General features: G+C 26.8%; 13 protein-coding genes and 1 CRISPR repeat array. All 13 genes read left to right on the top strand.

Annotated features, from left to right (window positions below):
• Positions 1–7 precede the first annotated feature (7 nt).
• The 13 genes from E0D94_RS01845 (at position 8) to cas5b (ending at position 15169) form a co-directional block, all read left to right on the top strand.
• The gene (locus E0D94_RS01845) at positions 8–586 is read left to right on the top strand and encodes a TetR/AcrR family transcriptional regulator (RefSeq protein ID WP_130805606.1); all 579 of its coding nucleotides are present in this window, start codon (positions 8–10) and stop codon (positions 584–586) included.
• A 78-nt stretch (positions 587–664) separates the two neighbouring features.
• Positions 665–1402, top strand: coding sequence for a glycerophosphodiester phosphodiesterase (locus tag E0D94_RS01850; protein WP_242620460.1), 738 nt, complete (start codon positions 665–667; stop codon positions 1400–1402).
• The gene (locus E0D94_RS01855; RefSeq protein ID WP_130805608.1) at positions 1395–2060 is read left to right on the top strand and encodes a response regulator transcription factor; all 666 of its coding nucleotides are present in this window, start codon (positions 1395–1397) and stop codon (positions 2058–2060) included. Before E0D94_RS01850 ends, E0D94_RS01855 begins: the two co-directional genes overlap by 8 nt.
• On the top strand, positions 2060–3511 hold the full coding sequence (locus tag E0D94_RS01860) for a sensor histidine kinase (RefSeq protein WP_130805609.1): 1452 nt from the start codon (positions 2060–2062) through the stop codon (positions 3509–3511). Before E0D94_RS01855 ends, E0D94_RS01860 begins: the two co-directional genes overlap by 1 nt.
• A gap of 41 nt (positions 3512–3552) precedes the next feature.
• Complete coding sequence (gene kal, locus E0D94_RS01865; protein ID WP_130805610.1) at positions 3553–3936, top strand: 3-aminobutyryl-CoA ammonia lyase; 384 nt, start codon at positions 3553–3555, stop codon at positions 3934–3936.
• Positions 3937–3952: 16 nt separating this feature from the next.
• On the top strand, positions 3953–4765 hold the full coding sequence (gene kce, locus E0D94_RS01870) for a 3-keto-5-aminohexanoate cleavage enzyme (protein ID WP_130805611.1): 813 nt from the start codon (positions 3953–3955) through the stop codon (positions 4763–4765).
• A 65-nt stretch (positions 4766–4830) separates the two neighbouring features.
• Complete coding sequence (gene fsa / locus E0D94_RS01875; protein ID WP_130805612.1) at positions 4831–5481, top strand: fructose-6-phosphate aldolase; 651 nt, start codon at positions 4831–4833, stop codon at positions 5479–5481.
• A 203-nt stretch (positions 5482–5684) separates the two neighbouring features.
• On the top strand, positions 5685–6761 hold the full coding sequence (locus E0D94_RS01880; protein ID WP_207289600.1) for an RNA-guided endonuclease InsQ/TnpB family protein: 1077 nt from the start codon (positions 5685–5687) through the stop codon (positions 6759–6761).
• Between the two features lie 405 nt (positions 6762–7166).
• A CRISPR array of direct repeats spans positions 7167–10027; the repeat unit is 30 nt; unit sequence GTGGAACCTTAACAGAAGTTGTATTTAAAT.
• Positions 10028–10208: 181 nt separating this feature from the next.
• Positions 10209–10742, top strand: a complete 534-nt coding sequence (locus E0D94_RS01885; protein ID WP_130805613.1) for a hypothetical protein — start codon at positions 10209–10211, stop codon at positions 10740–10742.
• A gap of 320 nt (positions 10743–11062) precedes the next feature.
• Entirely contained in the window at positions 11063–11758 is a 696-nt protein-coding gene (locus tag E0D94_RS01890; protein ID WP_130805614.1) for a CRISPR-associated endoribonuclease Cas6, read from the top strand.
• A gap of 18 nt (positions 11759–11776) precedes the next feature.
• Entirely contained in the window at positions 11777–13510 is a 1734-nt protein-coding gene (locus E0D94_RS01895) for a hypothetical protein (protein WP_130805615.1), read from the top strand.
• Complete coding sequence (locus E0D94_RS01900; protein WP_130805616.1) at positions 13494–14429, top strand: type I CRISPR-associated protein Cas7; 936 nt, start codon at positions 13494–13496, stop codon at positions 14427–14429. Before E0D94_RS01895 ends, E0D94_RS01900 begins: the two co-directional genes overlap by 17 nt.
• 2 nt (positions 14430–14431) lie before the next feature.
• Positions 14432–15169: a type I-B CRISPR-associated protein Cas5b gene (gene cas5b / locus E0D94_RS01905; RefSeq protein WP_130805617.1), complete on the top strand. Its 738-nt coding sequence runs from the start codon at positions 14432–14434 to the stop codon at positions 15167–15169.
• Positions 15170–15205 lie beyond the last annotated feature (36 nt).

Here is a 15205-nt window from a genome sequence, read left to right on the forward strand (position 1 = left end):
TGATAAAATGCATGTAAAACAAGAAAAAGAAAAAGATATTATAAAAGCTGCAGCAAAAGTTTTTTCTGAAAATGGATTTCATAAAGCAAAAATGCAGACTATAGCAGATACTGCAAATGTAGGTAAAGGTACAATATATGAATATTTTAAAAGTAAAAATCATCTTTTTGAAGAGATGATAAAGTATTTCATAATCAGTTATATAGATTCATTACAAAATTTGATAGATAAATCAACAAATCTGAAAGAAACCTTAGTTGAAATAGCTAAATTTCATGGAGAATTCATAAGAATTCATATAGATATGTGGAATAATCTTATGAGTAATTCAGTAGATTTATCAGAAAATATGACAAAAGAAATATGTAGTATAAAAGAGTACCTTTTAAATACAGTTTCAAAATTAATAAGAGAATATAAAGATAAAGGTGAAATAAGAAACAATATAGATGAAAAAGTATTTGTAATGAGCCTTTTTGGAACATTAAACTTTTTTTATGCAGAAGGTATAGGAGTGGAAAAAAGAGAATTAGAAAATATTGACCCTATACCTGTCATAGATATGTTAATTAATGGAATAAAATAAGAACAAAAAATCTCACAGAGGAATCTGTGGGATTTTTTGCATATTATAGTATAATAAAAGAAAGAAATGAGGGATATTATGTTACCAATAATATATGCACATAGAGGTGCAAAAGCATATGCACCTGAAAATACAATGGCAGCATTTAAATTAGCTATAGATATGGAATCAGAAGGAATAGAAACAGATGTACATTTATCAAAAGATGGTCATTTAGTACTAATACATGATGAAAAAGTAAATAGAACTACTAATGGTAAAGGCTATATAAAAGATATGACATTAGAAGAAATAAGAAAATTAGATGCAGGAGTGAAATTTAGTGAGAAGTTTAAAGGAGAAAAGATTCCTACATTAGAAGAATTAATTTGTCTTATAAAAAATACTGATATAATATTAAATATAGAAATAAAAAACAATATCATTAACTATCCAGGTATAGAAGAAAAGGTAGTAAAATTGATTAAAAAGTATGAAATAGAAAAAAGAGTAATAGTATCATCATTTAATCACAATACCATATATAAAATTAAAGATATAGATGAAAATATAAAAACAGGAATACTATATAGTAGAAATATAAAAAGACCTATAAGGTTTGCAAAAAATATAAAAGCAGATGCACTTCATCCAAAATTTAAAAGATTAACTATAAAACTTATGCTAAAAGCAAAACTTACATCCTTAGATGTAAATACATTCACTATAAACACAGAAAAATATTTTGAAAAATGCTTTAAATATAGAGTAAATGGCATAATAACAGATTATCCAGATAAAGCAATAAATTTTAAAAAGAGGTGGATTAATGGCTAAAATTTTAATTGCAGAAGATGAAATGAGAATAAGAAAGCTTATAGTAGATTATTTAGAAAATGAAAACTATAGTGTAATTGAAGCAGAAAATGGTGAAAAAGCTCTTCAAGAATTTTATCTAAATGGTGATATAAATTTAGTAATACTAGATATAATGATGCCTAAGAAAACAGGACTTGAAGTATTAAATGAAATAAGAAAAGAATCAAATATACCAGTTCTTATACTAACAGCACTTGGTAGCACAGAAGATGAAATAAGAGGTTTAGAATTAGGGGCAGATGATTATATTACTAAACCATTTAAATACAAGATATTTATAGCAAGAATAAAAGCAGCACTTAGAAGAGTACAAAAAACAGAAGATAAATATAATATAGAAGGTTTAAATATAGATAAAAACAAAAGAGAAGTGAAATTAAATGGAGAAGTTTTGCAACTAAGTCCAAGGGAATATAATTTACTTTTATATCTAATAGAAAATAGAAATATTGCACTAAAAAGAGATAATATATTAGATGCAGTTTGGGGATATGATTTCTATGGGGACCCTAGAACCATTGATACACATATAAAATTATTACGCTCAAAACTTGGAAGTGTAGGAGATAAAATAAAAACAGTAAGAGCTGTTGGATATAGATTTGAGGTGGAATAATGAAAAATTCCATAAGATATAAATTATTTGGAGTGTTTTTAGTAATAATTACACTATTTATAGTAATATTTTTGATAAGTTCATTTTTTCTAGACGACATTTTCATATTTGAAAATAAAAGAATAATGAAAAATGCATATAACCGATTTGATACAACACTTCAAAATAGAAATATAACTGAAAATGATTTGATAGAATTAGTAGAAACCATAGGTGGAAATATTACAATATTAAGTTCAAACTTAAACTTACAAATAACTACATCTAGATATGAAGAAAATGATCTTTCAAATATAGATATTTTAGAACAAATAGAATATTTAAGGTTAAAAAAAGGAAAGAATTTTACTTCAGTTGTATCAGAAAATATAAATAACGATGATAAAAGCATATTTTTCATAGGTGAATTAGCAAGTGGAGGATTTTTCATAGGTCAAAAAGCAATAAAAGAAATAGAAAAAAGTGCTCAAATAGCAAGGCTTTTTTTAGTAATAGCAAGTATAGGAACTCTTTTAATAGGTACAGCTATAGTATACTTTTTATCTCAAAAACTTACAAAACCAATAATGGAGATAAACAATGTAGCAGGAGAAATATCAAAATTAAACTTTAATGAAAAAGTAGAAGTGAAAAGTGATGATGAAATAGGTAGATTAGGAACAAGTATAAACCATATATCAAATAAACTAAATACAGTATTAACAGAACTCACATTAGCAAACTCTAAGCTTAGAGAAGATATAGAAAAAGAAAAAGAATTAGAAAAAATGCGTAGAAAGTTTGTATCAAATGTATCTCATGAACTAAAAACTCCTATAAGCATGATAGCTGGATATATAGAAGGATTAAAATATAATATAGCAAAAACTAAAGAAGATAAAGAATACTATTATGATGTAATAATAGATGAAACAGATAAAATGAACAATTTAATAAATGATCTTCTTACATTATCATCATACGAATCAGGAAATTTTTCTATAAACAAAGAAAATATAGACATATCCCATTTGTTAAAAAATATAATAGATAAATATAAAAGAAATATTGAAGAAAAAAATTTAAACTTAATTATTGATATACCAGAAGGATTAAATATAAATGCTGATAGCTTAAGAGTAGAACAGATAATAACTAACTTTATGAATAATGCATTGAAATATGGAGAAGAAGGAGGGGATATAAAAATAACTTTAGAAGATTTAGAAGATAAAATAAAATTATCTTTCTATAATTCTGGAGATAAAATAGATGAAAAAGAATTAGAAAATATATGGACTAGTTTTTATAAAGCAGATTCGGACAAAAAACACATTAATTCAGGTACTGGACTAGGCCTTGCCATAGTAAGGGCTATAGTAGAACTTCATGGTGGAGACTATGGAGCTATAAATAAAAAAGATGGAGTAGAATTTTTTGTGGCTTTACCAAAACAGACTTATCTAGTATAATAGAGTTGATGTGAAAAAAACAACAAGGGAGAGTGTTTTAAATGGAAAAAGCAGTAATTAGAATGAGAATGAGTATGCACGATGCTCACTATGGAGGAAATCTAGTGGATGGTGCAAAAATGCTTCAGCTATTTGGGGACGTAGCAACGGAGCTTTTAATTAGAAATGATGGAGATGAAGGGCTTTTCGTAGCTTACAACGATGTAAACTTCACTGCTCCAGTATATGCAGGAGATTATATAGAAGCAGAAGGAGAAATAGTAAGCACAGGAAATACATCAAGAAAAATGAAATTTGAAGCAAGAAAAGTAATAGTTCCAAGAGCAGATATAAATGACTCAGCATGTGATGTATTAGATGAGCCAGTTGTAGTATGTAAAGCAGAAGGAACATGTGTAGTTCCAAAAGACAAACAAAGAAAATAATCTGGAGGGATAAAAAATGGAAAAATTAATAATAACAGCAGCACTTACAGGTGCAGAAACAACAAGAGAGCTTCAACCAAACTTACCATTAACACCAGATGAATTAGCAGAAGCTGCATATGAATGCTATAAAGCTGGTGCATCAATAGTTCATGTACATGCAAGAGATGAAGAGGGTAATCCGACACAGGATTATGAAGTATATAAAGAAATAAAAGAAAAAATAGAAGCAAAATGTAATATAATATTCCAACCATCAACAGGTGGTGCAGTTCATCATTCACCAGAAGAACGTTTACAGCCAGTAGAATTATCACCAGAAATGGCTACACTTAGTACAGGAACTTGTAATTTTGGTCCAGATGTATTCATGAATACACAAGAATATATGGATAAATTTGCATCTATGATGAAAGAGAAAGGTGTAAAACCAGAAATAGAAGTATTTGAACGTGGTATGATAAACAATGCAATGAGATTAGTTAAAAAAGGCTTAGTAGAAGAACCTTTACATTTTGATTTTGTAATGGGAGTTCCTGGAGCAATAACAGGAGAATTAAGAGATTTAATATATATGAAAGAAAGTATACCAGAAAATGCAACTTGGACAGTAGCAGGTATAGGAAGATATGAATTACCATTAGGCGTTGCAGCAATAACACTTGGTGGACATGTTAGAGTAGGTTTTGAAGATAATATATATTATAACAAAGGTGAAATAGCAGAATCAAATGCACAATTAGTAGAAAGAATAGCAAGAATTTCACGTGAACTAGGTAGAGAAGTAGCTACTCCTGATGAAGCAAGAAAAATATTAAATCTAAAATAATTGTGAATTAAGTCCATATTCTTGGTATAATATAAATATGCAGTTAAAAAAGAGAGGAGAATTGGATGAAATTATTTATAGATACAGCAAACACAGATGAAATAAGAGAAGTAAATGATTGGGGAGTAATATGTGGAGTTACTACAAATCCATCACTAGTAGCAAAATCAGGAAGAGATTTCAAAGAAGTATTATCAGAAATTACTGATATAGTAGATGGACCAATAAGTGCAGAAGTTTTAAGCCTTAAAGCAGATGAAATGATAGCGGAAGGTGAAGAACTTGCAAAAATAAATCCAAATATAGTTATAAAAATACCTATGACTAAAGAAGGAATGAAAGCAGTAAAAGTTCTTTCAAATAAAGGAATAGACACAAATGTAACTCTTATATTCTCAGCAAATCAAGCACTTCTTGCAGCAAGAGCAGGTGCAACATATGTATCACCTTTTATAGGTAGAATGGATGATATAGGTAACACAGGATATGATATAATAGCTGATATTGTACAATTATTTGATATTCATGGAATAGATACAGAAATTATATCAGCAAGTATTCGTCATCCTATGCATGTACTTGAAAGTGCAAAACTTGGAGCACATATAGCAACAATACCATATAAAGTATATGAACAAATGCTAAAACACCCACTTACAGACATAGGAATTGATAGATTCTTAAGTGATTGGGAAGAAGCAAATAAAGGTAAGTAGATAAGGAAAGGATCTCTCGAAAGAGGGGTTCTTTTTTTGATGCGTATTTTGGGGTTGTGAGTATAAGAGTATGGTGAAGGGGGTGTGTAATTTTGAGCGTAAGCGAAGAAGCTTTTATTTTATGGGAATGGAATTTATGGGAACAAAAGTTCGGGAATTGTGTTATAATATAGATAAAGTGGGTAGAAATATTTTGATAGGAGGTGAAAAGACTGAAACTAACTTATATTTTTAAACTTTTAAAACCTACAAAGTATAAAGAAAATATACTAAAAGAAAATATCATAGAAACCACAAAGCATCGCAAAGAGATAGTAAGGAGATTGAAAGAAGGAAAGTTCAAACTTACAACAGCAGATTTTCCAGATTTCAAGCTTTCAAGTGCTGTTAAAAATCAAAATATATGGGATGTAAAACACTTATATAAAAATTTCAAAAAATCCAAATCTAAAAAAGAAAATATAGATTTTAAGCCTAATCAGCCACTGGGCTTCAGCAATCAGTGCTATAAGATTCAAGACAATTTCATAGCACTATCCTTATATGATAAAAAGTCCAAAAGGATATACTTTCCTATAGAAACTAAAAATAAAAGGTTTAAGGAATTTCAAGAAAATAGAGATAATCTTAAATTAGGAAAAATGAGTATATATAACAAAAAAGGAAACTGGTATGCAGCTTTATCAGTTACCGTAAAAGATGAAAAAACAGAAGCAACCAATAGTATGGGGATAGATATAGGACTTAGACAACTAGCAGTAATCAGTATAATGAATGAAGAAGGTAAGGAAATAAATAGAAAATTTTTTAGTGGTAACGAATCAGGATATATACGAAGAAAATATAAAGCTTTGAGAAGGGAATTAGGTCAAGCAAAGAAACTCAAAAAAATAAAAGAAATATCAAATAAGGAGCAAAACTATATAAGAGATAAAAACCATAAAATTAGTCACAAAATCGTAGAACTTGCTGTGCAAGGAGAAGTTGGGATGATTATTATGGAAAATCTAAAAAATATAAGAAATAGAGTAAAATCTATAAAACAACCAGATAGAAATATAAATAGTTGGACTTTTTATCAACTTCAGAATTTCATAGAATACAAAGCAAAAAAAGAAGGAATAAAAGTGAAATATATAAGTCCAAAATACACTTCACAGAAATGTTCAAAATGTGGACAAGTAGAAAAGAAAAACAGAAAAAAGAATTTATATTTATGTGAATGTGGAAATAGAATCCATTCTGATCTTAATGCAGCTAGGAATATAGCATCTGCTTAGATGATAATAGTCTAAGTGCCTAATTCAATATAATTGTATCTTAGGAAGGGCAATTGGCATGTCCTAAAGCTAGGGTCATACTATTGTAGTGGAAACATATACAATTTTAATCACCTAGCAACCTTTAAATTACACTGTTGTAAGCTTGAAAAAGTAGGATGTCAACTATGAGGAATTGAAAAATTATAGAGTGGAATACAAAATAATAAAATCATTTATAAAATTGTATTTTACCAAGTTATACTTTTATGAGTTTCTTTGTAATTAAGTAATATCAAGTTATAGACTTAAAAATAAGCTATATTTTGAATTAATATATTAGCTTGGTAAATAAACAGTATAATGTTTGAAAATAAGCTATTAATTAGATATAATATAAAATATATATATGGCTATTTTACAGTAGTGGAACCTTAACAGAAGTTGTATTTAAATGACATGAAACAATTAGGAATCCACAAAAGTCAGTATGTGGAACCTTAACAGAAGTTGTATTTAAATAGCTATATTCAATATTGTTCCCCTTATAGTTTTGTAGTGGAACCTTAACAGAAGTTGTATTTAAATAGTGATACGGTATGTAGAATGGTTGAAGCTTATAATGTGGAACCTTAACAGAAGTTGTATTTAAATATTAAATCATTTTGAAGCTCTTTAACTTTTTGTCCTGTGGAACCTTAACAGAAGTTGTATTTAAATTAATCTCCAGTTTCAACTAATCCAGCTTTTCTGACGGTGGAACCTTAACAGAAGTTGTATTTAAATAATTATCCTTGGATATTAAACTTAAAGAAGGCTAAAGTGGAACCTTAACAGAAGTTGTATTTAAATTAAATTGTGATGCTATAGCAAGTAGAAGTGGTTTCTGTGGAACCTTAACAGAAGTTGTATTTAAATTAATTACCTCTCTTTTTATATAGTCGGTATTCTAAGTGGAACCTTAACAGAAGTTGTATTTAAATTTAGTTATTTCAAGTTGATTTGCTATTTCATTAGTTGTGGAACCTTAACAGAAGTTGTATTTAAATAAGTCGATACAAGAGAAAACTATATGAAGAATATTTGTGGAACCTTAACAGAAGTTGTATTTAAATTATTAACTTCATCTCCTTTTACTTTAGTTCTTTGTTGTGGAACCTTAACAGAAGTTGTATTTAAATCTAGAAAGTTCAGCAGTTAATGAGTCTACTTTAACTGTGGAACCTTAACAGAAGTTGTATTTAAATAAGACGAACGTATAGGGACTAGTACTATTTACAGGTGGAACCTTAACAGAAGTTGTATTTAAATCATCAAATGGAACCAGAAATAGCGGCTATAATGTATGTGGAACCTTAACAGAAGTTGTATTTAAATAAATGAAAATAATACAAGTATAAGAGCTTCTGAAGAGTGGAACCTTAACAGAAGTTGTATTTAAATTTATCCCTTTATCCAAATCAAGTTCAAATTTTCTATGTGGAACCTTAACAGAAGTTGTATTTAAATGAACATATGTTCGGAAGTCAATATAAAAATAAGGCTGTGGAACCTTAACAGAAGTTGTATTTAAATTCAAAACAATATGCAGTGTACTCATCTTCTATATTTGTGGAACCTTAACAGAAGTTGTATTTAAATATTTCTATTTCAGGATTAAACCTAATAGCATTCTCAGTGGAACCTTAACAGAAGTTGTATTTAAATGTGTTAAATTGATTATAAAACCATTCTCTATATGTAGTGGAACCTTAACAGAAGTTGTATTTAAATTAAGATTAGAAATATGTATTCGGGCGAAATTAAACCGTGGAACCTTAACAGAAGTTGTATTTAAATTAAGGATCTCGTTTAAATAAATCTAAAATAAGTCGAGTGGAACCTTAACAGAAGTTGTATTTAAATAAGGAAGAAGATATAGAAGATGAAGAAGTTGAGTTGTGGAACCTTAACAGAAGTTGTATTTAAATGTATTAAAAAGTGTTGAAGGATTTAGTTTAATAGAAGTGGAACCTTAACAGAAGTTGTATTTAAATAATGAATGGGATGATAAAAGAGAAAGTTTCTTTAAAGTGGAACCTTAACAGAAGTTGTATTTAAATATACTATCATTTAGTACTGCGTTACCCGACAATATAGTGGAACCTTAACAGAAGTTGTATTTAAATTTTGATTCACTCCTTTACTTATAAAATTCTTCTTGGTGGAACCTTAACAGAAGTTGTATTTAAATAGCTAATCCAGGACTAGGAACTATTAAGCGACTAGAGTGGAACCTTAACAGAAGTTGTATTTAAATATTTCGGTTTTTGTAAATTCAGCTTTTCCATTTAACGTGGAACCTTAACAGAAGTTGTATTTAAATGGATTACCAATAGTTAAATTATATTCTGGACTAACAGTGGAACCTTAACAGAAGTTGTATTTAAATGAATTTCAAGCTTTCTAGCCATTTCAGATTGACTATGTGGAACCTTAACAGAAGTTGTATTTAAATATTTTATCTATAGGGTATAACCAGCCATCATCTAAGTGGAACCTTAACAGAAGTTGTATTTAAATAGATTGGTCTGGTAAATACTGTCCACGTGTCATATGTGGAACCTTAACAGAAGTTGTATTTAAATACTGTATTAGAGTGTGTATATCCTTTACCATGGTGCGTGGAACCTTAACAGAAGTTGTATTTAAATGGTTTCTCTGCTAATATTACTGTTTTCATTAATTAAGTGGAACCTTAACAGAAGTTGTATTTAAATAGCAATGGACAAGCTTAGAAAAGAAATATAGCTACGTGGGACCTTAACAGAAGTTGTATTTAAATGAAATAATGTCTAACTGTTCTGGTGGGAATCCTATTGTGGAACCTTAACAGAAGTTGTATTTAAATTTTAGGCCCGCCTAGAGATTCTAACAAATGGGTATTGTGGAACCTTAACAGAAGTTGTATTTAAATCAGAAACTATTAACGAGGTACCGGTAGAGTCTAGGTGTGGAACCTTAACAGAAGTTGTATTTAAATTAAAATCCCCTTCTAGTAATTGTGATATAATCTCTAGTGGAACCTTAACAGAAGTTGTATTTAAATTTGCAGCACCACATCTGCTACATCTAACTAAACCTACGTGGAACCTTAACAGAAGTTGTATTTAAATTTAAGTCAGACTCTTCAGGAGTAGTTCCATAATACGGTGGAACCTTAACAGAAGTTGTATTTAAATAAGAAAGATACATCTTGTTTCATCTTCTTTTCTTCCGTGGAACCTTAACAGAAGTTGTATTTAAATGGGAAGGATTAAATATTAAGCATTTTGTTGTAATTAAGGTTTTCTTTTCTAACCTTTGATTGATATATATATAATTAATATATTATACTTGACATTTAGAAGAAAATTATATATTATTTAATCAATAAATCATATCAATTATATAATTAAGTATATTACATTTAGAAGGGGAGAGAATTAATTGCAGAAAAGAAAAAAATACTTTAAAAGAGTAATGAATATTAATGAAGTTTTATTTGGATGTTCTGTTTTATCAGTGGTTTTATACTTTTATTTTTATCCGATTTTTAATTCTGAAAAGTATAATTTTATTATTAATATTGTTTTATTTGTAAATGGAATACTCTTAGTGATATTTAACACAAATTTTATTAATTTTAAAAATAACTTTAGAAAGATATCAATTTTTATAGTTATGATAATAGAAAGCTATACCATATATAAGATATTTTATTATTGTAATATTGGTATCATTATATATTTTAAAATATTACTTACATTATCATTAATAGTATTCATCTATATTTTGTTTTTAACAATATTTAAATTTAGATTCATTTTAATATATATGTATCAAAATATAATATATAGTTCTTTTATAGAAAATGAAATATTATTTTTAGTATTAAAATTAATATCTATATATTTCTTTAAAACAATAATATTGTTAGAAGCACTTATATCTATAAGAGACTTTCTTATAACTAACTTTTAGCTAACTATAAAATAATTATTAACTTTTCTCTTTATTTTATGTTATACTGTAACTATAATCCTAAAATATATATCAACTACTAGTTATGTATTTAAAAATTATTTAATTTAGTATTTTAAAAGTTGAACCGTTACATTTATGTAGTTAATATTAGATTTTAGGATTAATTATATATTCTATTATATAATTAAGTATATTTAAAATAATAATTAATAATAAAATTATATTATTTTAAGAAAAAAGAAGGAAAACAAGCTTTTATATAGAATTAGATAATTATAGTATTTATTCTAAAATTATCTATAAAAGGTGGTGATAAGGTGAAATATTATGAACTAACTAATACTGTATATTTATATAAAGATATATATTTTACTAAAGCAAATGAAATGATTTCTAATTTTATTAATGAAGCTTTGTATTTAAATAATCAATTATCAAAGTTTCATAAAAAAAATGAATTTAAAGGATATGTTTATGATTCATTATTCCCTAGGGAAAATGATAAAACATACAAAAAAGGTAGCATATATGTTTTTAGAATAAGAAGTATAAATAAAGAATTGCTAACTAAGTTAGAAAAGTTATTAAAGAAAATTAATTCAGAATATATGAAATTAATAGCTACAGAGTTAAAAGTTTTTAAACCAAAATTCATTAATAGTATTTATACTGCTACACCTGCTATAGTAACTTTAGAGAATGGATATTGGACCAAAAATGAAGAAATAGAGATACTTATAGATAGAATTATAAAGAATACTGTTAAAAAATATAAACATTTTATTGATGAAGACATTCCTTATGATTTTGAGTTTTTTAAAACGATTGAAATTGAAAATATGAAACCTATTGCAATAGAGTATAAAGACATCAAGTTATTAGGAAATAAATTCAAATTAGAAATTAAAGAAGATGAACTATCTCAAAACATCTCTAATTTATTATTAGGTACAGGTATATTAGAAAAAAATTCTAGCATAGGTGCTGGATATTGTATTCCAAGATATATATAAAGGAGGAGGTGAAAGTTTATGTTTAGAGATTTAATTGATTTATTTGGAAGAGCATATGATAAATATGGAGATAAAATAATTCTAGATTCTTATAAGCCTAAAAATGGACTGTATATAAGAATCAATTTAGATAATTCTGTAGATAATCTTATAATAAATAAAGAATCTATAGAGAGTGATTTATATAATTGGTTTAAAATAAGAGATTATTATAGTAAATTAATAGACATGAATAAGCCAATAGACGGAAAGAAAAAAATTCATAGTAATAATTATCTAAGTTTTTTTATAAAAAAGGATAATTTCATAGGGAAAAAATCACTAACTAAAGAAGAAATTTCAGAAAGAATAGAAGATTATTTTAAAGTGCTTAGGAATCCAGAAAGTAAAGCTAAAAATAATAAAGATAAGATGATATATGAAAAGTTTGAAACGGAAGTAGATCAAGGAGAATTAAATAGGTCATATACTTATATATCAGAAAATTTAGATAAAATTAAAGATACAGTGTTAGAATATGATGAACAGTTCGATAATTATATTAAGATATTCTTTAAGTCTGAGTATGGTATAGATAGATATAAAGTTGAAAGCGAACGATATATGATTCCAAGGATTTTTAACAATAATAAGTATAATATAGAAATCAATGATGAGATATATGGTCTTTCCAATTCTAATATGGGCTTGAACGCTAAAAAACCATTTTTAGAATTAAAAAATATGGGTATTAGAGTGCCTTACAGAATAACCTCTAAAAATGCAATATATATCAATAAGTTTTTTGAATGGCTTCAATACTATCCATATAGTGAAATATTTATTCCACAAAATTATGATTTTAAAGTGGTACCTACAAATTATGAGGAAATACCTTGTCATTATTTGTATATAACAAAGGGGCAAGATGTAACTATAGAAAAATATGATTTTATACCTCATTATACTTCAAAAATAAATTTTTCTCCAAGAAATATTTTAGCGTTAGAAATTAATGGTGGAATTGTAGAATACAAGGATATAACTGAGAGATTTGCATTAGAGAAAGAGATAGATAAGAAATTATTCAAAAAAAAATTAATTAAAAATTATCTAAAGGATCCTAAAGAAAATATAAATGGCATATCTAAACAAATGAAACTAGATTTAAATTTTAGTAAGGAAGCATTTCATAATTATCTTAAGAAAGGAATTAATGTAGGAATAGAAAGTATATTAAAGAAAATTCATATTAATATTGTTAAAGATTATTTAGTCACAGAATCTAAATGGAAAGCAGCAGAGGCATTTAATTTAAGTGTTTCATTGATAGAATTTTTTGAGGGGGAAGAAGTTATGGAGCAAATCTTGGATGGTTTATATTTAGAAATTGAACAAAAATTAGAGAAAGCAAGAATTGATAGTTTAACTAATGATGAAGAATTTTACTTTTTAGGTGGTCAACTAGCTTCATATATGTTGAGTCAGAGTGAAAAAGATAAACCTCATCATGATATGATAGAACCTTTTATGAGGATAAATAATAATGAACAGCTTAAAAGAGAATTACAATATGTATTTAACACATATAAACATGCTTTAAGAAGAGATTTTAAAGTGTTTAATAGGGCTTTGTCCATGGTTTTAAGTTATAATCCTAGTAATAAAAGTTTAGATAGTAAATTATTTTTAGCAGGATATCTTGCAGATAATATATTTTATAGAAAAAGAGATAAAGATGAGGGAGATGTAAAACATGAAGAAAAACAATAGAGTATACGGTATAATAGGAATTAAAAATATCATGGCGAATTGGAATGCTGATTTTACAGGACGTCCTAAAACAACTATAAATGGTCATATATTTGGAAGTGACAAGGCTAATAAGTATCCAATGAAAAAAATGTGGATGGATAATGGAGAAAAAGTTTTATATATGAAATCATATAAATTTGGTAAAAAGAATAAACTTCAACCAAAAGAATTAAATGAAAGATATGAAGAGATTTTTGAAAAAACATTAAGTAAGAACACTCCATCTGAAGAAGTATTAAAAGATTTATTTAGTGCAATAGATGTTATGAATTTTGGAGCAACTTTTGCAGAAGAAGGTCAAAATTTATCTATAACTGGAGCGGTACAGATGGGACAAGGTTTTAATAAGTATGAAGATACTGTAGTAGAAGTTCAAGACATACTATCTCCATTTAGAAACTCTAAAAAGGAGGAAGCAGGGGCATCCTCATTAGGAAGTAAAATTACAGCAGACGAAGCACATTATTTTTATTCTTTTTCTGTAAATCCAGATAATTATAATAATTACATTGGAGTTATTGATGGTTTTGAAGGTTATACAGAAGAAGCTTATGACAAATTTAAAGAGGCATCTTTAGTTGCAGCTACTGCTCTAGATACTAACAGTAAATTTGGATGTGAAAATGAATTTAGCATGTTTTTAGAATGTAAAGATAGTTCAAAGCTATATTTAACAGATTTATCTCAATATATTAAATTTTATAAAGAAAATGAGGAATCAATAATAGACTTAAAAGATTTAGAATTTTTAAATGAGGGTAATTTTCAAAATGAAATAGAGAATATAGAGATATACTATAACCCATACAAGGTAAAAATAAAAGGTGATATTAAAAATTCTAAACAAATGAATATATTTACAAGAGAAGTGATTTAAAAATGGAAGCGTTAAAATTTAATATTAAAGGCTCTACTGCCTTCTTTAAAAAACCAGATGTAAATGCCTATGCATATTTTAGCTATGGAAATATACCTAAAATTGCACTCTTAGGAATATTAGGTTCAATCTTAGGATTAGGTGGATATAATCAGCAAAAAGAAGATGAAATTTACCCCGAATTTTATGAAAAACTTAAAGATTTAAAAGTATCTATTATTCCTAATACAAAAAAAGCTTACTTTGCCAAGAAAATACAAGTATTTAATAATAGTGTAGGATATGCAAGTAAAGAACAAGGTGGAAACTTAATAGTAAGAGAACAGTGGTTAGAAAACGTAAATTGGACGATATATATCTTAAATGATGGAAATATAGATAAAAACTTATACAATAAATTAAATGATTATTTACTGAATAATAAAACACATTTTATACCCTATCTAGGGAAAAATGATCATCCTGCTAATATAATGAATGTAGCATATATAAAGTTAGAAGAGGTTAAAAGTTACGATAAAATAGATTCTTTATTTCCTTATAAGGATGTAAAACTAGGAAAAGGTACAAGTGATGGTAAGCTAGAATTTTTATATAAAGAATACCTCCCAGTTAGTTTAAATAAAGAACTTAATTTCTATGAATTAGAAGAATTATCTTTTACAAATTATAGGATAAAAGAAATAGATCATAAAGATAGAGTATATTCTGACAAAGAAAAAAATTTATATTTTATTTAAATAGAGCTTGGTTTGAACCAAGCTCTTATGATAGGG

Origin of the sequence: Senegalia massiliensis (assembly GCF_900626135.1) — a bacterium.
GTDB lineage: Bacteria > Bacillota > Clostridia > Tissierellales > SIT17 > Anaeromonas > Anaeromonas massiliensis.